This window comes from Amycolatopsis sp. NPDC088138 (assembly GCF_044741685.1).
Lineage (GTDB): Bacteria > Actinomycetota > Actinomycetes > Mycobacteriales > Pseudonocardiaceae > Amycolatopsis.
In genome coordinates this window covers 485,415-504,932 of the sequence record NZ_JBIUTB010000002.1, presented here as the reverse complement: position 1 = coordinate 504,932, position 19,518 = coordinate 485,415, and the positions used below count along the sequence as shown (strand labels likewise).

The following is a 19,518-nucleotide window of genomic DNA, read 5'->3' as shown; positions in this document are numbered from 1 at the left end:
GCCGACCCCTCCATCACGAGTCGACCCTTCGATCACGCTCTTCCGCAGCCGCCATCACGGCCGCTCGTCGTGCGCCGGACGTCCCGGAGTCGGGACCAATCCGCCGCCCCGGCCGCGGGGTCGTCCGCGGTGGCCACCAGCTCGACGTACCCGGGCCGGGTCGCCACGCGGAGGCGGCCGTCCCGCGTGTACCCGAGCACCACGCCCCGCAGCCGGCTCCCGGTCTCGGGCCACGGCTCGCCCGGCTCGTCCGTGATCTCCGCCCGGTCGACGAAACCGCGTTCGCCGTCCTCGGCTGCGATCAGCAGCCCGTAGTGAACGTGCCCGGTGACCGCGCACTCCACGACGTCGTACCGCCGCCGCACGCCGCTCACGAGACCGGCGCCGCACGCCAGGTGACCTGAAAGCGCGCCCCGCCGTCCGGCGACTCGCCCACCTGCACCCGCCCGCCACGACGGCGAACCGTCTCCGCCACCATTGCCAGTCCCAGCCCCGTCCCCCCGGTGATCCGGGCCCGGTCGTCCGACACCCGGTAGAAGCGGTCGAACACCTTCTCCCGGTGCTCCGGCGCGATGCCCGGCCCGTCGTCGTCGACCACGACCCGTACCGACGACCGGGACGCCAGCACCGAGACCACGATCTCCCCGCGCGCGTAGCGGCACGCGTTGCGCAGCAGGTTGTCCAGCACCAGCTCGACCTCGCCGTGCTGCGCCCACGCCCAGGCCTGCGCGACCGCGTTGCTCACCCGCGTCTCCGGCGCCCCGGCCGGGAGACGGCCGACCGCCGCGCGGACCTCGCTGACCAGCTCGACCGGCTCCGCGGGCGGCACCTCCCCCGCGTCCGAGCGGGCCAGCGACAACAGGCCGTCGAGCAACGACGAGAGCCGCTCGGCCTCGGTCAGGATGTCGCCGAGGGTCTCCTGGGACAGATCGGGATCGGGGTTGGTGACGGCGACCTCGGCCTGCACCCGGATCGAGGCGACCGGCGAGCGCAGCTCGTGCGCGGCGTCGCCGGTGAACCGCCGGAGCCGTTCGCTCGCCTGCTCCTGCCGCTCCAGCAGCGCGTTGAACTCCTCCGCCAGCGCGCGCAGCTCGTCGTGGGAGTCCGGCAACGGCAGCCGCGCGCCCGGCGGCAGCACCCGCACCGTGCCCCGCATCCGCGCCACCGGCCGCAGCGCCAGGCGCACCACCAGCCACGTCGCCAGGCCCGCGACCAGCGCGCCGACCGACGCGACGACCACCAGCCACACTCCGCCGTAGTGCACGGCGGCGGAGAACCCGACCAGGCCGGCGCCCGCGACGACCAGCCGCTGTGTCCCGTCCGGCGTGCTGACGACCGAACCCAGGTAGCGGGCGCCGTCCTGCTGGACCGGCTGCCCGGCCTTGAGCAGCCCGACCTCCGCGGGATTCAGCCCGGTCGGCGTGCCGCCGTCGACCGGCGCGCCCGAGATGTCGAGCACCCGGACCGTCACCGGCGCCGAGCCCGGCAGCGGACGTCCCGCGCTCACCTCGGCACTCGCCGGGCCGAGCGCGCCCGTCAGCTCGCGGTCGACCGACTCGATGAGCAACGGCGAAAGTCGCGCCGCGGCCAGCGCGGCGAGCCCGAGCAGGCAGGCCAAGGTGATCGTCGCGGCCAGCACGGTGATCCGGGCCTGCAGGGACCGCCCGCGCCACCAGGTGATCACGGGGTGATGACCTCGTCGAGCTGCGCGTCGGAGGCCAGGTAGCCGTGCCCGCGCACGGTCCGGAGCAGCGCGCCGGCGCCGACGGCGTCGAGCTTGCGCCGCACGTACCCGACGTACACCTCGACGAGGTTGCGCGTCACGGCCTGCTCCTCACCCCAGACCGCGCGCAGCAGCTCGTCCTTGGTGACGACCGTGCCGGCGCGTCCCACGAGCACCTCGAGCAGCGCGAACTCGCGGGGGCTCAGGCCGACCTCCTCGCCGTTCCAGTGCACCTGACGCAGCCCGCGGTCGACCTCCAGCGCGCCGAGCCGCAGCGTGCCGCGGCTGGCGTCCGGACCGGCGCGGCGCAGCGTCGCGCGGACCTGCGCGACCAGCACGACGAAGGAGAACGGCTTGACGAGGTAGCCGTCGGCGCCGAGGTCGAGGCCGTCGGCCTGGTCGACCTCGCCGTCCTTGGCCGAGACGAGCAGCACCGGCGTGGTGACGCCGTCCTTGCGCAGCCGCTCGAGCACGCGGTAACCGGACAAGCCGGGCAGCATGATGTCGAGCAGCACGACGTCGAACGAGCCGGTGCTCGCCAGCTGGAGCCCGGTCGGGCCGTCCGCGGCGGTGACCACGTCCATCCCCTCCGCGCGCAGCCCGCGTTGCAGTGCCTTCCGCACGCCCAGCTCGTCGTCGACCACCAGAACCCGAGGTTTCACGATTCTCATCATGGCGGGTTTGCGCAGGTCCCGCGGGATCTCTCAGCACGATCTCAGCGTCAGGGGGAGAACCTTCAGGGGTATCTCAGCCTCGAGAGGGAAGCGTCGGAGCCGGGAACCGAGCACACTCGGGTTCGGGAACACAGGGAGAGACGCATGAAACCGAAGACGAAGGGCATCACCGCGGCGGTCGTGGGCACCGCTCTCGGTGCCGGCGGGCTCGCGTTCATCGCGATGCCGGCCAGCGCCGACGACAAGCCGGCCTTGCCGCAGGTGAGTGCCGAGGACCTGGTCCAGTCGGTCATGAAGGCGAACCCAGGCGCGTTCGACGGCACGCTGAAGGTCAGCAACGACCTCGGCCTGCCGGCGGTGGGGAACGCGATCCCGGGGGCGTCCGCGCTGAACATCGACTCGGCGCGCATCTTCACCGACGGCGCCGGCAAGAGCCGGCTCGCCGTCACCCAGGGCGCCGGCCAGGAGACCGTGGTCCACGACGGGACGACCGTCTGGGACTACAGCTCCAAGACCAACACCGCGACCAAGGTGACCATCCCCGCCGACGTGGCCAAGCAGAAGGGCGCGGGCAGCGAGAAGACGCCCGACCCGGTCGCGACGACCACAGAGCTGCTGGCGAAGGTCCGCGAGAGCAGCACGGTGTCGGTCGACGGCACCGCGACGGTCGCCGACCGCCCGGCCTACGAACTGGTCCTGACGCCGAAGCCGGCCGAACGCACGCTGCTGCGCGAGATCCGCGTGGCCGTCGACTCGCAGACGCGGATGCCGCTGCGGGTTTCGGTGCTGAGCAACGGGACGTCGACGCCGGCCCTCGAGGTCGCGTTCACCGAGGTCCACTTCACCCAGCAGCCGGCCGACCTCTTCGCCTTCACCCCGCCGAAGGGCGCCAAGGTGCAGGAGAAGACGCCGACGGTCGACCAGAAGGACAAGGACCTCGCCGAGCAGGCGAAGCAGGACACCAAGGTCGTCGGCGACGGCTGGGACACCGTCGTCACCGGCAAGGTCCCGGCCGACGCGCTGAACGCGGCGCCGAAGCAGCAGGGTGACCGCCAGGGCCGCAACGCCGACCCGCAGGCCCTGCTCGACCGGTTCACCAAGAAGGTCAGCGGTGCCTGGGGCAGCGGCCACCTCATCACGACGAAGGTGGGCAGCGCGGTCCTGACCGACGACGGCCGCTTCGCCGCCGGTGCGGTGCCGGAGCAGGTCCTGTACGAAGCGCTGGGCCAGAAGTGACCAGTACGACTGTCGAGTCCGGGGCGGACGTCTCTTCGGAGACGTCCGCCCCGGCGGTTCCCCTGGCGGCGCGCACCAGGGGGCTGCGCAAGGTCTACCGCGGCACGGTCGCGGTGGACCACGTCGATCTCGACATCCCCGAAGGCGCGGTCGTGGGGATGCTCGGGCCGAACGGCTCGGGCAAGACGACCACCATCCGGATGCTGCTGGGCCTGGTGCGCCCGACCGAGGGTGAGGTCGAGCTGCTCGGCCGCAAGATGCCCGAGTCGGCCGCGCACGCGCTGCCGGACGTCGGCGCGCTGGTCGAGGGGCCGGGTTTCCACCCGTTCCTCTCCGGCCGGGACAACCTGCTGCGCTTCGCCGCCGCCGAACCGCGGCTGGCGTCGTCGGGGATTCCTCTCGCGGTGGACTCGGCTTTGGAGCGCGTCGGCCTGACAGTCGCCGCGCGGCGGCGGTACAAGGGGTACTCGCTCGGCATGAAGCAACGGCTCGGGCTCGCTTCGGCGTTGCTCGTGCCGCGGAAGATGGTCGTGCTCGACGAGCCGACCAACGGCCTCGACCCTGCTGGTACCAGGGAGATCCGCAGGATCGTGGCCGAGCTGCACGCCGAGGGCGTCACCGTGCTGGTGTCGTCGCACCTGCTGGCCGAGGTGGAGGCGACCTGCACGCACGTCGCCGTGCTGCAGGCCGGGAACGTCGTCGCGCAGGGTGAGCTGGCAGAGCTGCTGGAGTCCGGGAACGCGGCCCTGCTGGTCCGCACGCCGGACGCCGAGCAGGCCGTGGAAGTGCTGCGGGAGAACCGGATCGGCGCGCGGCTGACGCCGGACGGGATCCGCGCCGACCTCACGGCGACGGAAGCACCGCGGGTGCTGCAGGTCCTGGTGGGCGCGGGGGTCGCGGTCCACGAGGCGACGCGGGCCCGCACCGGGCTGGAAGACCTGTTCGCGCGACTGACGGAGGGGGCGGAATGACCGCGGTTCTCGACGCACCGGCGGCCCGCACGGGCCACGACTCGGTGCCGCTGCCCCGGTTGCTGGCCGCGGAGCTGCGCTGGATCTTCCGCCGCCCGCGCACCCTGGCGGTGCTGGGCCTGCTGGCGCTGATCCCGGTGGTGATCGGCATCGGCCTGACGCTGGTGAGCGAAGACGCGCAAGCGGGCGGCGGCCCGGACGACGGTGGTGGCGCGTTGCTGGCGTCCGCGGTGAACAACGCGTTCGTCCTGCCGATCGCGGCGATCGTGATGACGCTGACCCTGCTCCTGCCGCTGGCCTCGGCCATGGCGGGCGCGGACGCGATCGCGGGCGAGACGTCCCACGGAACCCTGCGCGGCTGGCTGATCGCCCCGGTCGGCCGCGGCCGGCTGCTCGCGGTCAAGGCGTTCGGCGTCGCGACGGTGTCGGTGGTCTCGGTGCTGGCGATGTGCTTCACGGGCGTGGTGACCGGGCTGATCATCAACGGCACGGACTCGCTGTTCACGCTGTCGGGCACGACGTTGTCCCTGGGCGGCGCGCTGGCGCGGATCCTGCTGGTGGCGGCCTGGGTGGTGCTGCAGCTGTGGGCGGTCGGCGCGGTGGCGCTGGCGCTGTCCAGCTGGACCGAGCACCCGATGCTGGTGGTGGCGTCCGTCCTGGCGGCGGACATCGTGTTCACCATCCTCGGGTTCCTGACGTCGCTCGACTGGCTGCACCCGTTCCTGCTGACGCAGAACTGGTCCATGGCCCCGGCGGAGGTGCTGCAGGACCCGATGGGCACGCAGATGCTGGGCGAAGGGGCGTTGCGAGCAGCTTGTTACATCGTGATCGGCTTGTCGCTGGCCTACGCCCGGTTGTCCACCCGCGACGGCTGAAATCTGTCAACTCCGCCATCCACAGGCGCGAAGTTGTCCACAGATCCGCGAACGGCGGGTTTCCCCGGGCTGAGCCGATAGACTTGGCCTGGGGACGCCCCCCGGGAAGGGTGGGGGCCGCGTTCCGGGCCGGGGCTGCTCAACCGACCAGGGCCAGCCCGGGGAGATCCGGCCGGGTGACATCTACGAGGACTCTTCGTTCCACCCAGCGCTGTGCACCCACATCGATGACGGCGACGAGATCGGCGGCATCTCGCTGATCGACGCCACCCATCCCAGAGCGTGCTCCCTCTCCGGTTGCGCCGTTATCAAGCTTTCCATCACGGACGTGATCGCGGCGAAGGCCGACTGGCCCGCCTGCCTCGCTCGGCGCAAGGCCGAGTTTCATGCGGAGAACCAGAGCCCCTAACCGACCAGGGCCACGCCGTCCGGGTCAAGCTCCAGCGTCACCCGATCCCCCGCCCGGAAGTCGGCCGCCGCCGGAGCCACCGCGTCCACAGTGGACTCCGCCAGTCGCACCACCAGCCGCACGTGCTCGCGCCGGTGCACCGCCGCCACCACTTCGCCCGCGACACCTTCGGAAGCCACCCGCAGCGCGTGCGGGCGCAGCCCCAGCCGCACCGGACCATCCTCGACGTCCGGCACCGGCACGTCCCCCAGCGACGTCCGGACCACGCCACCCGCCGCGACGCCGTCGACGAACGTCGTCACCCCGAGGAACCGCGCCACGCCGTCGTCCAAGGGATTGCGCCACACGCGCCGGACCGCACCCTCCTGCCGGACTTCGCCGGCGTCGAGCACCGCGACCCGGTCGGCCAGGGTGAACGCCTCCTCCTGGTCGTGGGTCACCAGCAGCGCCGTGATCTTGCTGCGCCGCAACAGGTCCGCCAGATCTATCGCCAGCTGCTCGCGCAACCCGGCGTCCAAACCGGACAGTGGCTCGTCGAGCAGCAGCAGCCGCGGCTCCGGCGCGAGCGCGCGGGCCAGTGCCACCCGCTGCGCCTGCCCGCCCGACAGCTCCGTCACCCGCCGCCGCTCGAAGCCGGACAGTCCGACCAGCTCCAGCAGCTCGGCGACGCGCGGCGCCCACGCGGCCCGCGGCACGCCGTGCATCCGCAGGCCGAACGCGATGTTCGCGGCGACGTCCCGGTGGCCGAACAGCTGGCCGTCCTGGAACACCAGCCCGAACCCGCGCCGGTGCACCGGCACCGCGCCGAGGTCCTCGCCGTCCCAGCTCACCGTGCCGCGCGCCGACGCCTCCAGCCCGGTGATCGCGCGCAGCAGTGTCGACTTCCCGGAACCGGACGGCCCGAGCAGGGCCAGCACCTCGCCGTCGGCGATGTCCAGGCGGGCGTCGCGCACCGCCGCGAACGCTCCATAGTGGACGGTCAGGTCCCGCACCGACAACGCCATCAGAACTCTCCCACCCGGCCGCGCGCGGCCCCGAGCCGGTCGATCAGCGCGACCGCCAGCACCGTCACGAGCATCAGCAACGCGCACGCGGCGTACGCCATCTGGTTGTTCAGCTCACCCGGGCGCCCCATCAGCGACGCGATCGCGACCGGCAGCGTCGGCGCCGTCGGCCGGGCCAGGAAGCTCGTCGCGCCGAATTCGCCGAGCGCCACGACGAACCCGAACCCCGCGGCCGCGACCAGCGGGCGCACCGCCAGCGGCAGGTCGATCTCCCGCCACACCCGCAGTGGGCTCGCGCCGAGCGTCGACGCGGCCTGCCGCAGCCGGACGTCGACCGAGCGCAGCACCGGCAGCACCATCCGCACGATCAGCGGGATGATCACCAGCGCCTGCGCCAGCGGCACCAGGTAGGGCGACGTCCGCAGGTCGCCGGGCAGCGCGTCGAGTGTCACCAGGTACCCGAACCCGACGGTCACCGCGGACACCCCGAGCGGCAGCATCAGCGCGGCGTCCAGCGTCTCCCCCAGCCCGCGCGCGGCCCGCGCCGGCGACCGCCGCAACGCCACCAGCACCACGGACGCGAGCACGGCGACCACCAGCGCCAGCAGCGTCGCGTCGATCGCCACCTTCAGCGAGTTCAGCGCGGCGTCCCAGCCGGACACCTGCAGCGCGCCCTTCTCCCCGGTGCCCGAGAGCGCCCGGTACCCCGCGAAGCTCCAGCCGTCCGAAGTGGACACCGACTCGGCGAGCAGGGCGAGGATCGGCGTCAGCAGCAGGGCCAGCACGACACCCGCCGCGCCGACGACCCACCACTCACCGCCGCGAGGGCGCCGCACGGAACCGGAACCGATCCTGGCGCCCTCCTTGCGCCGCCGCGCCAGCCCGCCGACGACCAGCGCCGCGACCACAGCCGCGAACTGGATCAGCGAGAGCGCCGAGGCGCCGGAGAGGTCGAGCAGGTCGACCGTGCGCAAGTAGATCTCGGTCTCGAGCGTCCGGTACCGCGCGCCGCCGAGGATCAGCACGACACCGAAACTGGTGGCGCAGAACAGGAACACCACGGCCGCGGCGGACGCGATCGCGGGCGCCAGCGCGGGCAGCGTCACCGACCGGAACGCCCGCCACGGTGACGCGCCGAGCGCCCGCGCGGCGTCGGTGGTCCGCGAGTCCAGCCGGGCCCACAGCCCAGCGACGGTTCGCGCGACGACGGCGACGTTGAAGAACGCGTTGGCCAGCACGATCGGCAGCACCCCGCCGTCCGGCCACAGCGCGCGGAACGCCAGCCCGACCACGACGGTCGGCAGCACGAACGGCACCAGCACGAGCGTCCGCACCAGGCCGACGCCCAGCAGTTTCACCCGCGCCAGCAGGAACGCCACCGGCAGCCCGGCCAGCACCGCGACGACCGTCGAGCCGGCCGCGGTGGCCACCGTGAACCCGGCCAGCCGACAGGTCTGCGCGTCGCCCAGCACGACGTCGAGCCCGCCCGCGGCGAACCCGCGGCCGATGATCGCCAGCACCGGCCAGGCGAAGAACACCACCAGGAAACCGATCGGCGCCACGCCGAGCAGCGCCAGGCCGAGGCCGCGGACCGTCCTGGGTGGGGCTAGGACTGCCGCTTTTCGGGGGCTCCGGGTGGCGGAGCCCCCGGCCCGGGGCGAAGGCCCGGATGTCACTGCACGAGCGTGCGCCATTCGCCGATCCACTTCTCACGCCCGGCCTGCACCTGGTCCGGGGTCAGCGCCTGCGGCTTCTGCGGCAGCGGCGCGACCTGCGCCCAGCCCGCCGGCAGGTCGACACCCTGGCGCGCCGGGTAGACGTACATGTTGGCCGCCACGGTCGCCTGGAACTGCTGCGAGAGCAGGAAGTCGACGACCTTGCGCGCGTTCTCCTCCTGCTTGCCGCCGGTGAGCACCCCGGCGTACTCGACCTGCCGGTAGCAGGTGTCGAGCAGCGCCTTCGTCCGCGGCTTCCCGTCGTCACCAACCTCGGCGGCCGGCGACGACGCGTACGACACGACGATCGGCCGCGGCCCCTTGCCGGACGAGCCGGAGAAGTCCTTCGTGTAGGCCTCTTCCCAGCCGCTGACCACCTTGAGCCCGTTGGCCTTCAGCTTGGTCCAGTAGTCCTTCCAGCCGGCTTCGCCGTACTTCGCGACCGTGCCGAGCAGGAACGCGAGCCCGGGCGACGCCGTCGCCGGGTCCTCGGCGACCAGCAGGTCCTTGTACTTCGGGTCGGCCAGGTCGTCGTACGACTCCGGCGCCGGGATCCCCTTGGCGGTGAAGTAGTTCGTGTCGACGTTGACGCAGACGTCGCCGACGTCGACCGCGGACAGCCGGTGCTCCGGGTCGACGGCGTAGCGCTGCGGCCCGCGGTCGGCCTCCGGGCTGGTGTAGGGCTCGAAGACGCCCTCGGCGAGCGCGCGTGAGGCGAAGGTCGAGTCGACGCCGTACGCGACGTCGCCGACCGGGTTCGCCTTGGTCAGCACGAGCTTGTTGGTCAGCGAACCGGCGTCACCCTGCTTGAGCACGGAGATCTTGATGCCCGACTGCTGCTGGAAGGCGTCGAGCACCTCCTGCGGCGCCAGGAAGGAGTCGTGCGTCACGAGGGTGACGGTGGGCGTCTGCTTCGTGTCACCGGACCCGTCCGACAGCGAACACGCCGCTGTGACGACGCTGACGACGGCGATGGCCGTCGCGGCGCGAACAGCACTGCGTTTCATCTACCCTCCTGCACTTCGCCGGACGAGGAGGGAAAGCCCTCCCTTCGCCGGCATGATCCGGGATCAGGTGCTAACGGTCGCGGGTCACCCCGCCTCTCAGCCCGGCTCACCGGACTCCCGTGGCAACCGTGCACCTTAGTCCAGGACGTTGGACGATGGAGGCATGACGGAAATCTTGAGCGACGACGAGGCCGACCGGGCCCTGCTCCACGGCTGGGTCCGCACGGGCAAGGTCATCCGGCGCGAGGTGGAGCTCCCGAGCTTCCCGAAGGCGATCGAGGTGGTGGACCGCGTCGCGGTGCTGGCCGAAGCCGCCGACCACCACCCGGACATCGACATCCGCTGGCGCACGCTGACCTTCCACCTCAGCACGCATTCGGCCGGAGGCCTGACGGAGAAGGACTTCGCGCTGGCCAAGCAGATCAACGAGACCCTCGACGGACTGTGATCCCGGCTACTCTGAGTGCACGAAAGCCCGCGTTCGGCGTCTCTCGGTAAAGGACTTCGGACCCGAGAGGCAGATATGACGCAGGCGATCGTAGTGGGCTCAGTGGCATTCGCGACGATGGTGGCCGCGGCCGGCGGGGTGCTCTGGTTCACCGTCCGCAGTCACCGTCACTCGGACGGCTGAGTGCCGTTTCCGCTGGTCAGCGGCATGATCGGGTGAGCTTCGTCACAGCTGCTAACACTCGGCATGGTCAACGCGCTGAACTCGCGGAAGCATCGGCCCGTTCGTAGGGAAAACGCCATGAACAGCACCCCCGCCACCGCCGCCCTGACCGCCACCCAGCGCGCCTGGATCAACGCCCTCGCGCCCGCGGTCGTCCTGATCGCGATCGCGCTGATGGGCCTCCTCGGCTAGTCCGCCCGGTCGTAGGCCTGCCGGGCTTTCAGCAGGCTCGGCAGGTACTTCTCCGCCCATTCGCGGCACCGTTCCATGGGCTCGAACAACGTCCGGCCCAGGTCGGTCAGCGCGTACTCGACACGCGGCGGGTTCTCGTCGTAGGCCTTGCGGGTGACCATGCCGTCGCGTTCAAGAGCCTTCAGCGTCGCGGCGAGCACCTTCGGGCTGACGGTCCGCAGGGGCACGCGCAGCTCGGAGAACCGCCGCGGCCCGTCCTTCAGGCAGATGACCACCATCCCACCCCACTTGTCCGCGATCCGGAACGGCGTTTCGGCGGACGGGCATTGCGTCGCGAAGAGATCAGCGGTCAGCGGCTCCACCAAGCCGACGTTAGGCCACTCCGTCGACGAGCAGCAACCGCCGCCGCAGCGCGGTCTTGCTCAGCGCCAACGCTTCGGCGTACTCGGCCGAGCCGTACCAGCGTTCGGCGGTGTCCCGGTCGGGGAACTCGACGACGACCACGCGTTGGTGTTCGTCGAAGGTCCCTTCGAGAACCGCGGGCGCCGCACCTCGGACGATGTAGCGCCCCCCGTGCCGCGCGATCGATTCCTGGGCGAGTTCGCGGTAGCGCTGCCCCTGGGCTTCGTCGAGGATTTCGACCTCGGAGACGACGTAGACGCTCACGACTCCGAGGGTGGCAGAACGCCGGGGTCGTTGCGTGGTGCCGTCACTACCCGGATGTCCTCGGGCGGTGGGAACTCGGCCGGGGTCTCGTCGCCCACGCTCCAGTACTCGAGCCCGGACAGGCGGCCTTCGTCGACGAACACGATGAGCCCGCCGTCCGCGACGTCGACCTCCACCGCGACCCGGTCCTCGATGCCGGCGACGGGCGCTGTCTCGTCGACCGCCAGGTCGATCGTGGGACACCCGCAAGCACAGCGACCGGTCACCCGGGCCGTGCGCGCTCGGCGGTCAATAGCGTGACATGTTCGGGATCGCCTTCTCGGCGACCTCGATGAGGGCCTCGACCTTCACGACGTCGGCCGTCACGTCTTCCACGGTCACCGCAGGCGCCTCCGATGACCGGTAGGCGACTTCGTTGCGCCGGGCTCGCATCCGGTTGAAGGGCCGCAGAACCGGCCCCAGCGGCGGATCCAGCTGAGCGAGAACCGCCTCGTAGACGGTGACGTGCCCACCCCGGCTCGTCACCCGCAGGCCCTGGTTCTGCAGGACGGCGGCCAGGGCGCGCCGTGCGCTGTCGTAGGCCAGCGTGTAGGCGCCTTCCGGATCCGTCTCCTGCAGCTGCCGCGCCGAAGCGAGGTGCGTGCGGGCCCGGACGAGCTCGGCCTCAGCGGCCTCCCGTGACGCCGGGACGTGCTCGATGGCGCCGCGCGCGATGAACGCGTCGATCCGTTCGCGGCCTTGGTTCCACCGGGTCATCGAGCCTCCTGGCTGAGTTTCACCAGTGGACGCTCACGCACGCTGGTGAGGAACGGATCGGCGGTGCTCGCCGCCCACGACTCGGGCGACACCCGGTGGACGTTGACCTCGCGCCCCAGCCGCCGGGAAACCTGTTCGGCCGAGTCGAAGAGCGCGTCCGGATCGGGCGAGCCGACGACGAGGACATCGACGTCGCCGGGCGGCGGACCGGGTTCGCCGTTGTAGCGCGCGGCCCACGAGCCGTAGATGTAGGCCTCGCGCACGTCCGCCAGCCCGGACAGGGCCTCGGCGAGCAGCGGCATCGGCCCGAAGGTGACCGCCATGAGGTCACTCAACGGCTGGTAGAGCGGGGTGTCCGTGCGGGCTTTGACGAGCCGGCTCCGGCCCACGCGCCGGTCTTCGAGGATGCCACCACCGGTCAGCCGTTCGACCTCCCGCAGCACGGCGGTGGGCGTGACACCAGTGGCCTCGGCGAGCTCGGTGAGGCTGTACTCGCGGTCCGGATGCAGCAGGACGAGCGCGAGCAGCTCACCCTGCATGCGCGAACGCAGCAGGGGCAGCAAGCTCGGCGAAGCTTTCATTGGACGCAGCATATCCTGCGCCCAATGAAAACAACAACCAGTGACAGGCAGTTACTCAGACGTTGAAGCGGAACTCCACGACGTCGCCGTCCGCCATGGTGTAGTCCTTGCCCTCCATGCGGACCTTGCCCGCCGCGCGGGCCGCCGCCATCGAGCCTGCGTCCATCAGGTCGTCGTACGAGACGATCTCCGCCTTGATGAAGCCGCGCTCGAAGTCCGTGTGGATGACGCCCGCGGCCTGCGGGGCCGTCGCGCCCTGGGGGATCGTCCAGGCGCGCGACTCCTTGGGACCCGCGGTCAGGTACGTCTGCAGGCCCAGGGTGTGGAACCCGGCGCGGGCCAGCGAGTACAGGCCCGGCTCCGGCTGGCCGACCGACTCGAGCAGCTCGCGGACCGACTCCTCGTCGTCCAGCTCCAGCAGCTCCGCCTCGACCTTCGCGTCGAGGAACACCGCGTCCGCCGGGGCGACCAGCTTGGTCAGCTCCTCGCGGCGGGATTCGTCGGTGAGGATCGCCTCGTCGGCGTTGAACACGTACAGGAACGGCTTCGTGGTGAGCAGGCTGTGCTCGCGAAGCAGTTCGAGGTCGACGTCCTTCTGCGCGGAGAAGAGCGTGCGGCCGCTGTCGAGGATTTCCTTCGCCTTCTGCGCGGCCTCGAGCGCGGGCTTCGCTTCCTTCTTGGTCCGCGCTTCCTTCTCCAGGCGCCAGACGGCCTTCTCGAGCGTCTGCAGGTCGGCCAGGATCAGCTCGGTGTTGATCGTCTCGATGTCGCTCAGCGGGTCGATCCGGCCGTCGACGTGGATCACGTCGGGGTCGTCGAACACGCGGATGACCTGGCAGATCGCGTTGGCCTCACGGATGTTCGCGAGGAACTTGTTGCCCAGCCCGGCACCCTCGGAGGCGCCCTTCACGATGCCCGCGATGTCCACAAAGGACACCACCGCCGGCACGATCTTCTCCGACTTGAACAGCTCCGCCAGCTTGTCCAGCCGCGGGTCCGGCAGCGGCACCACGCCGACGTTCGGCTCGATCGTCGCGAACGGGTAGTTCGCGGCGAGCACGTCGTTGCGGGTCAGCGCGTTGAACAGGGTGGACTTGCCGACGTTGGGCAGGCCGACGATACCGAGGGTGAGGCTCACGACCCCGAAGTCTACGTGGCCGGTCCGCGACCGCCGCCAGGGCTCACGACCAGGGCGAACGCGGTGTCGGATTTTCGCCAGCAACGCCGTTGACCTGCTGGCATGCTCGGATTCATGGTCACGACAACCGAGGCGCCCGGGCTCTGGCGGGACGCGGAACGCTGCTACCGCGTGGTCACCGCCCGCGACCCGCGCTTCGACGGCCAGTTCATCATGGCGGTCCGCACCACCGGCATCTACTGCCGCCCGTCGTGCCCGGCGTCGACGCCGAAGGTGCAGAACGTGCGCTTCTACCCGACGTCGGCGGCCGCGCAGGCCAACGGTTTCCGCGCCTGCCGCCGCTGCCTGCCCGACGCCGTGCCCGGCTCGCCGGACTGGAACCTGCGCGCCGACCTCGCGGCGCGGGCGATGCGCCTGATCTCCGACGGGACCGTCGAACGCGAAGGCGTGCCAGGTCTCGCACGACGGCTCGGCTATTCCGAGCGGCAGCTCGGCCGGGTGCTCACCGCCGAGCTGGGCGCCGGCCCGCTGGCGCTCGCCCGGGCGCACCGCGCGCACTCGGCGCGGCTGCTCATCGAGCTGTCCGGGCTGCCGCTGACCGATGTCGCGTTCGCGGCGGGGTTCTCCAGCGTGCGGCAGTTCAACGAGACGATCCGCGAAGTGTTCGCGACAACGCCTTCGCAGCTTCGCGCGGCCAGCCTGCGACGCGGACGTCGTGAGGCCGACCAAGGCGCGACGCGGCTCAGCCTGCGGTTGCCGTTCCGGCCGCCTTTCGACGCCGCCGGGCTGCTTCGCTTCTTCGCGGACCGCGCGGTGCCGGGCGTCGAAGACGTCACCGACACGTCGTACGCCCGGACGTTGCGGCTCGCGCACGGCACCGGCGTCGTGCGGCTGACGCCGGAACCGGACCACGTGCGCTGCGAGCTGCACCTCGCCGACCTGCGTGATCTCAGCAGCGTGGTCAGCCGGGTGCGCCGGCTGCTGGACCTGGACGCCGACCCGGCCGCGGTCACCCGCGTCCTCGGCGCCGACCCCGCGCTGGCACCGGTCGTGAGGGCGGTGCCCGGGATCCGCGTCCCCGGCTCGGTCGACGGGGAAGAGCTGCTGCTGCGGGCCCTGCTCGGCCGAGACGTCACGGCCGTCCTCGGCGACGAGGTGCCGGCGGAAGCGGGCGTCACGCGGCTGTTCCCGACGGCGGCCCAGATCGCGGCGGCGGGACCCCCTTCGGTGAGGGGTGTCGCGGCAGCGCTGGCCGAGGGCCGGCTGGACGTCCACGTCGGCCGCGACGCCGCCGACCTGCGGGCCGAGTTGCTCGCGTGCCCGGAGGTCGACGCGTGGACGGCGGACTACGTGCTGATGCGCGTCCTCGGCGCCCCGGACGTCCTGCTGACCGGCGACGCCGCCCTGGGCCGCGGCGCGGCGGCGCTGGGCATCAAAGACGTCGCGGACCGGGCCCGGCGGTGGACGCCGTGGTGTTCCTACGCCGGGATGTACCTGTGGCGCGCGAACGCCTAGGCCTGCTCGCCTTGCCAGAGCAGGGCTTGCGCGACGATCACCTGGTTGCCGTCGAAGGTCGCCGCCGGTGAGCCGTGCAGGCGGTAGCCGAGTTCCAGTGCCTCGCTCACCCGGTGGCAGAACTTCGCGTCGTCCGGACCGGTGAGCAGGCGGTAGCGGGGCAGGCCCTCGGGCGGCTGTTCCGTCATGACCTCATCTTGGCCGAGCGCTCAGCCCGCGCGCACCTCCAATGTCGAGCCCGTGCGGGCCTTGCGGACCCGCAGCCGGGTCGGGATGCGCTGCCGCAGCTCCTCGACGTGTGACACGAGCCCGACCACCCGGCCGCCGGCGCGGAGCTCGTCGAGGATGTTCATGACGACGTCCAGGGTTTCGGCGTCCAGCGTGCCGAAGCCTTCGTCGACGAACAGCGTGTCCAGCAGTGCGCCGCCGGTCTCCCCGGCGACGACGTCCGCCAAGCCCAGCGCCAACGCCAGCGACGCCAGGAACGACTCGCCGCCCGACAGCGTCTTCGCCGGGCGGATGGTGCCCGAGTAGTCGTCCAGCACGTCGATGCCGAGCCCGCCGCGGGTGCCGCGCGCTCCGGCCGCGTCCGAGTGCACGAACGAATACCGCCCCTGGCTCATCGTGCGCAGCCGGTGCGTGGCGGCGACCGCCACCTCTTCCAGCCGCGCCGCCAGCACGTACGAGCGCAATGACATCTTCCGGCTGTTCTGCCCGCGCCCGTTGACGACCTCCGCCAGCGCGCGCAGCTCGGTGTACTCCGCTTCGGCCGGCGCCAGCCCGGCGAGCGCCTTGCGCAGCAGGCCCGCCAGCCGGGCCAGCTCTTCGTGCTGGGTCGTCGCGACCCGCAGCGCCGCGTACGCCGAGTCGGCGCGCGCCCGCGCCAGCTGCGCCGCGTCGGTCGCGCGGCCGACGTCCGCGACGTCGTCCGGTGAGATGCCGAACAGGTCGGGCTCGGACAGCAGCGCCCGCGCGCCCGCCGCGGCCGCTTCGGCCTCGGCGATGCCCTGCTCCAGCTTCTCGATCTGCTCGTCCGGCAGCATCGCCGAGCGCGCCTTCTTCAGCGACGCGAAGCCCTTGGCCTGCACCGCGGTGTCGACCAGCGCACGCTGCTGCGCGACCCGTTCCCGCGCGCCCGCAACGGCTGTGCGCGCCTCGGCGACGGCTTCGAGGGCCTCGGCCAGCCCGATCAGGTGCGTCCGCCGCGCGCCGACGTCCGCGAACTCACCCCGCCCGGCGACCAAACGGCGTTCCCGCTCGGCCAGCCGTTCTTCCAGGGCCCGGACGTCGGCGGTGGCCTCGGCCACCGCCTGCTCGGCCCGGTGACGCCGTTCCGTCCGCAGCTCCAGATCCCGTTCCAGCAACACGACCTGCTGGCCTAGTTTCGCCTTCCCCGCCGCCCGCTGGGTCAGCGCCGCGACCGCGGTGCGGGCTTCGGTCAGGTCGGCCGCGACGGACTCGGCCGTGCGTCCCTCGAGCCGCTCGACCAGCCCGGCCAGCCGCGCTTTCGCCTCTTCCAGCGCTTTGACGACCCGCTGCCGCACCGCGTCCGCCGCCTGCTCGGCTTCCTCGGCTTTCCGTTCCTCGGCCGGGTCGACCAGCATCGCGTCCCGGTTCGCCGGCGCCGGGTGCTCCGCCGACCCGCAGACCGGGCAGGGCGCACCCTCGGGCAGCGCGGCAGCGAGTTCGGCCGCCATCCCGTCGAGCCGCCGCTCGCGCAGGTCGAGCCGCCGTTGCCGGGCCGCTTGGTGCGTGTCGACGACTTCGCGCAGCTTCGCCTCGCCGCGGCCGACTTTCGCCTGCGCCTCGGGCAGCTCGGCCGCGTCGCGCGCCACGGTCGTAAGGTCGCCGACGCGGGCGCGGGCCCCGTCGAGTTTCGCTTCGGCTTCGGCCGCCGCGAGCGCGTCCGCCCGCAGTTTCGCCAGCTGGCCAGGGATCGCGGCCAGCTCGGCGGTCAGTTCTTCGACCTGCTTCGCGGCTGTGACGGACGCCAGTTTCAGGTCGTCCCGCCGCATGCCGTCGACCTGCTGCTGCTCGGCCTCAGCGACCAGCTCCGCGACCGCGCCCGCCTCTTCGCGCGCGGTCGCCGCCCGTGCCTTCAGATCGCCGGTCGCGCGGGTGCCGAACTCCCGCAGCTCCGCGCCGCAGGACTTCTCCGTCTGCTCGGCGTCGGTCAGCTCCGCGGTCCGCCGGTCCAGCAGTTCCGCTTCGACGGCCACGCCCGCCGCCCGCCGCGCCGCCGCGACCTCCTGGGCCCACTCGGCGCGCTGCGGCGCCTGCTCGGTGATCTCGAGCAGCCGCAGGTGCGCGGTGCGGACCCGGCGGATCTTCTCGGCGTCGGCGCGCTCTTCCTGCAGATGCGCGTCCGCCCGCTGGGCCGCGGCTCGCGCCCGCTCTTCCTCCGCCGTGACCTGCCCGACGCGTTCGATGGCTGCCGCCAGCACCGCGCCCACCCACTCCGCGAGCTCCGAGTCGGGCGGATCCTGTTGTGCCTCCTGGGCATACCGCGCCAGCAGTTCGCGCACGGACTGCTGGCGCGCCTCCAGCTCCCGCCCGCGCTCGGCCCGCAGGTCGGCGAACCAGCGTTCGACGTCGGCGAAGCGCTCGGTGCCGAACAGCCGCTCCAGCAGCTTTTCGCGCTCGGCGGTGTCCGAACGCAGAAAGCGGGCGAACTCGCCCTGGGGCAGCAGCACGACCTGGAAGAACTGGGCCGCGGTCATGCCGAGCAACCGCTCGACCGTGCGCGCGACCTCTTCGATCCGGATCAGGCCCTCCGGCGCCAGCCCGGCCGGTGCGGTGCCGATCCAGCTCAGCGACACCTTCGCCTGCTGCGTTGTCGTGCCCTCGCCGCGGCGCTTCGGCCGCTGGTATTCGGGGTTGCGCACGATCTTCAGCCGGTGCCCCTGCACGGTGAGCTCCAGCGCGACCTCGGTGACCTGGTCGGTTTCGGCCAGGTCGCAACGCAGCCGCTTGGCTTCGTTGCGCGCGCCGGGAACCACCCCGAACAGCGCGAACGCGATCGCGTCGAGCAGCGTGGTCTTGCCGGCGCCGGTTTCCCCGTGGAGCAGGAAGAGCCCGTCCGCGCCGAGCACCTCGAAGTCAACCACCTGGCGCCCGAGGTACGGCCCGAAGGCTTCGACCTCCAGCCTGTGCAGCCTCATTTCGCGAGCGCCCCCCGGTTGGCCGCTTCCAGGGCGTGGAACAGGAGTTTCTCCTCGCGCTCGCTCGGCGGGGCGCCGCGGCAGTCGTCGAGGAAGCTGCGCGAGATCTCGATGTCGGAGCGGCCACGGACGGCGTCGGAATACCGCAACGGCGCGCCGGCGTACCCGCCTTCGGGCTCCCACTCCAGGTGCACCGCGTGCGGGAACCGCACGCGCAGCCGCCGCATCGCGTCGACCGGGCGCACCCGGTCGGTGACCGTGACCGACAGGAAGTGGTCGAGCACCGCGTCGTGTTCCGGGGCTGCGAGCAGGTCTTCGAGTTCGCCGCGCAGGGTGGCCAATGCCCGCGGCACCGGCAGCTCGTGGCGGCGGACCTCGGCGAGCCCGCCGGCGTCCACGTCGACCAGCCAGACCGATTTCCGTTGCCGCGCCTCGGAAAACGAGTACGCCAGCGGGCTGCCGGAGTAGCGCAGGTGCTCGGCGAGGGTCTGCGGGCCGTGGAGGTGGCCGAGTGCGACGTAGTCGACGCCGTCGAAAACCGAGCCCGGCACCTGTTCGACACCGCCGACGGCGATGGTGCGCTCGGATTCGGTCGGCTCGCCGCCGGTGACGAACGCGTGCGCGAGCACGACCGAACGGACGCCGGGGCGGATGGCGAGGTCCGCGCGGATCCGGCGCATGGCCTCGGTGAGCACGCCGGTGTGGCCACGCGCGTCCGGCACGCCCAGCGCGTGCCGCGACGGTTCCGGTTCCAGGTAAGGGATGCCGTAGAAGGCGACCGGGCCGTGCTCGTCCGCCAGCAGCACCGGCTCGGCCAGCCCGGCCACGGTGGTGCGCAGGTGCAGCCCGCCCGCCGCGGCGAACTCGGCGAACGCGCCGAGCCGGGGCGCGGAGTCGTGGTTGCCGGGCGTGACGATCAGCTGCGCGCCGGCCGCGCGGATCCGGGCGACCGCCGCGGTGGCCACCCGCACGGCCTCGGCCGAGGGCACCGCGCGGTCGTAGATGTCGCCTGCGACGAGGACGGCGTCGATCGCCTCGCCGGCCACGAGGTCGGCGAGGTGCCCGAGCACCGCTTCCTGTTCCGCCAGCAGGTCGGCACCGTGGAAGGTGCGCCCGACGTGCCAGTCGGAGGTGTGCAGGAATCTCACCGGGCCAAGGTACGACCCGGCCCCGACGAAATCGCGAAGGCTCGCCGCTTCCTCACTCGAACGTGTGTACTAACACG

20 protein-coding genes and 1 riboswitch are annotated in these 19,518 nt (G+C 72.2%); of the genes, 5 read left to right on the top strand and 15 right to left on the bottom strand.

Annotation, left to right across the window (positions count from 1 at the left end):
* Positions 1–32: 32 nt before the first annotated feature.
* From ACIOD2_RS09885 to ACIOD2_RS09875, 3 genes are read right to left on the bottom strand one after another with little or no spacing between them, the layout of a single operon-like run.
* Positions 33–365 carry a hypothetical protein gene (locus ACIOD2_RS09885; protein WP_400536419.1) on the bottom strand — a complete coding sequence of 111 codons (333 nt, stop codon included), beginning with the start codon at positions 363–365 and terminating at the stop codon, positions 33–35.
* 5 nt (positions 366–370) lie between these two features.
* Positions 371–1,684, bottom strand: a complete 1,314-nt coding sequence (locus ACIOD2_RS09880; protein ID WP_400536418.1) for a sensor histidine kinase — start codon at positions 1,682–1,684, stop codon at positions 371–373.
* Positions 1,681–2,397, bottom strand: a complete 717-nt coding sequence (locus ACIOD2_RS09875) for a response regulator transcription factor (protein ID WP_400536417.1) — start codon at positions 2,395–2,397, stop codon at positions 1,681–1,683. The genes ACIOD2_RS09880 and ACIOD2_RS09875 overlap by 4 nt, the downstream gene beginning before the upstream one ends.
* A 144-nt stretch (positions 2,398–2,541) precedes the next feature.
* Between ACIOD2_RS09875 and ACIOD2_RS09870 the strand changes: the two genes are divergently transcribed.
* The 3 genes from ACIOD2_RS09870 to ACIOD2_RS09860 are packed head-to-tail and all read left to right on the top strand — an operon-like array spanning position 2,542 to position 5,479.
* A complete protein-coding gene (locus tag ACIOD2_RS09870; RefSeq protein ID WP_400536416.1) occupies positions 2,542–3,633 on the top strand; it encodes an outer membrane lipoprotein carrier protein LolA in 1,092 nt (363 codons plus the stop codon).
* A complete protein-coding gene (locus tag ACIOD2_RS09865; protein ID WP_323323352.1) occupies positions 3,630–4,604 on the top strand; it encodes an ABC transporter ATP-binding protein in 975 nt (324 codons plus the stop codon). The genes ACIOD2_RS09870 and ACIOD2_RS09865 overlap by 4 nt, the downstream gene beginning before the upstream one ends.
* Positions 4,601–5,479 carry an ABC transporter permease gene (locus tag ACIOD2_RS09860; protein ID WP_400536415.1) on the top strand — a complete coding sequence of 293 codons (879 nt, stop codon included), beginning with the start codon at positions 4,601–4,603 and terminating at the stop codon, positions 5,477–5,479. Before ACIOD2_RS09865 ends, ACIOD2_RS09860 begins: the two co-directional genes overlap by 4 nt.
* A 405-nt stretch (positions 5,480–5,884) precedes the next feature.
* Here the strand turns inward: ACIOD2_RS09860 and ACIOD2_RS09855 are convergent, their stop codons facing one another.
* The 3 genes from ACIOD2_RS09855 to ACIOD2_RS09845 all read right to left on the bottom strand — a co-directional run bounded on the left by ACIOD2_RS09855 (position 5,885) and on the right by ACIOD2_RS09845 (position 9,614).
* Complete coding sequence (locus ACIOD2_RS09855; protein WP_400536414.1) at positions 5,885–6,892, bottom strand: ABC transporter ATP-binding protein; 1,008 nt, start codon at positions 6,890–6,892, stop codon at positions 5,885–5,887.
* Entirely contained in the window at positions 6,892–8,454 is a 1,563-nt protein-coding gene (locus ACIOD2_RS09850) for an ABC transporter permease (protein ID WP_400536413.1), read from the bottom strand. Before ACIOD2_RS09850 ends, ACIOD2_RS09855 begins: the two co-directional genes overlap by 1 nt.
* A gap of 110 nt (positions 8,455–8,564) precedes the next feature.
* On the bottom strand, positions 8,565–9,614 hold the full coding sequence (locus ACIOD2_RS09845; protein WP_400536412.1) for a thiamine ABC transporter substrate binding subunit: 1,050 nt from the start codon (positions 9,612–9,614) through the stop codon (positions 8,565–8,567).
* A gap of 21 nt (positions 9,615–9,635) precedes the next feature.
* A riboswitch (TPP riboswitch) is annotated at positions 9,636–9,745 on the bottom strand.
* Positions 9,746–9,777: 32 nt separating this feature from the next.
* Here ACIOD2_RS09845 and ACIOD2_RS09840 point away from each other — a divergent pair.
* The gene (locus ACIOD2_RS09840; protein ID WP_323323360.1) at positions 9,778–10,062 is read left to right on the top strand and encodes a 4a-hydroxytetrahydrobiopterin dehydratase; all 285 of its coding nucleotides are present in this window, start codon (positions 9,778–9,780) and stop codon (positions 10,060–10,062) included.
* Between the two features lie 410 nt (positions 10,063–10,472).
* Here ACIOD2_RS09840 and ACIOD2_RS09835 read toward each other — a convergent pair whose 3' ends face one another.
* From ACIOD2_RS09835 to ychF, 6 genes are read right to left on the bottom strand one after another with little or no spacing between them, the layout of a single operon-like run.
* On the bottom strand, positions 10,473–10,838 hold the full coding sequence (locus ACIOD2_RS09835; RefSeq protein ID WP_400536411.1) for a winged helix-turn-helix transcriptional regulator: 366 nt from the start codon (positions 10,836–10,838) through the stop codon (positions 10,473–10,475).
* Positions 10,839–10,848: 10 nt separating this feature from the next.
* Positions 10,849–11,142: a DUF1330 domain-containing protein gene (locus ACIOD2_RS09830; protein ID WP_400536410.1), complete on the bottom strand. Its 294-nt coding sequence runs from the start codon at positions 11,140–11,142 to the stop codon at positions 10,849–10,851.
* Positions 11,139–11,408 carry a hypothetical protein gene (locus ACIOD2_RS09825; protein WP_400536409.1) on the bottom strand — a complete coding sequence of 90 codons (270 nt, stop codon included), beginning with the start codon at positions 11,406–11,408 and terminating at the stop codon, positions 11,139–11,141. Before ACIOD2_RS09825 ends, ACIOD2_RS09830 begins: the two co-directional genes overlap by 4 nt.
* 22 nt (positions 11,409–11,430) lie before the next feature.
* The gene (locus tag ACIOD2_RS09820; RefSeq protein ID WP_400536408.1) at positions 11,431–11,898 is read right to left on the bottom strand and encodes a hypothetical protein; all 468 of its coding nucleotides are present in this window, start codon (positions 11,896–11,898) and stop codon (positions 11,431–11,433) included.
* Positions 11,895–12,479 carry an ArsR family transcriptional regulator gene (locus tag ACIOD2_RS09815; protein WP_400536407.1) on the bottom strand — a complete coding sequence of 195 codons (585 nt, stop codon included), beginning with the start codon at positions 12,477–12,479 and terminating at the stop codon, positions 11,895–11,897. The genes ACIOD2_RS09820 and ACIOD2_RS09815 overlap by 4 nt, the downstream gene beginning before the upstream one ends.
* Positions 12,480–12,534: 55 nt before the next feature.
* On the bottom strand, positions 12,535–13,617 hold the full coding sequence (ychF, locus tag ACIOD2_RS09810; protein WP_400536406.1) for a redox-regulated ATPase YchF: 1,083 nt from the start codon (positions 13,615–13,617) through the stop codon (positions 12,535–12,537).
* A gap of 114 nt (positions 13,618–13,731) precedes the next feature.
* On the opposite strand from ychF, the gene ACIOD2_RS09805 reads away from it, so the two are divergent.
* A complete protein-coding gene (locus ACIOD2_RS09805; protein WP_400536405.1) occupies positions 13,732–15,132 on the top strand; it encodes a DNA-3-methyladenine glycosylase 2 family protein in 1,401 nt (466 codons plus the stop codon).
* Here the strand turns inward: ACIOD2_RS09805 and ACIOD2_RS09800 are convergent.
* From ACIOD2_RS09800 to ACIOD2_RS09790, 3 genes are read right to left on the bottom strand one after another with little or no spacing between them, the layout of a single operon-like run.
* Positions 15,129–15,320: a DUF1737 domain-containing protein gene (locus tag ACIOD2_RS09800; RefSeq protein ID WP_400536404.1), complete on the bottom strand. Its 192-nt coding sequence runs from the start codon at positions 15,318–15,320 to the stop codon at positions 15,129–15,131. The genes ACIOD2_RS09805 and ACIOD2_RS09800 overlap by 4 nt on opposite strands.
* Before the next feature lie 21 nt (positions 15,321–15,341).
* Positions 15,342–18,293 (bottom strand): AAA family ATPase, encoded by a 2,952-nt coding sequence (locus ACIOD2_RS09795; RefSeq protein ID WP_400536403.1) that lies wholly within the window; start codon positions 18,291–18,293, stop codon positions 15,342–15,344.
* Positions 18,290–19,441 carry an exonuclease SbcCD subunit D gene (locus ACIOD2_RS09790; protein WP_400536402.1) on the bottom strand — a complete coding sequence of 384 codons (1,152 nt, stop codon included), beginning with the start codon at positions 19,439–19,441 and terminating at the stop codon, positions 18,290–18,292. The genes ACIOD2_RS09795 and ACIOD2_RS09790 overlap by 4 nt, the downstream gene beginning before the upstream one ends.
* Positions 19,442–19,518: the final 77 nt, after the last annotated feature.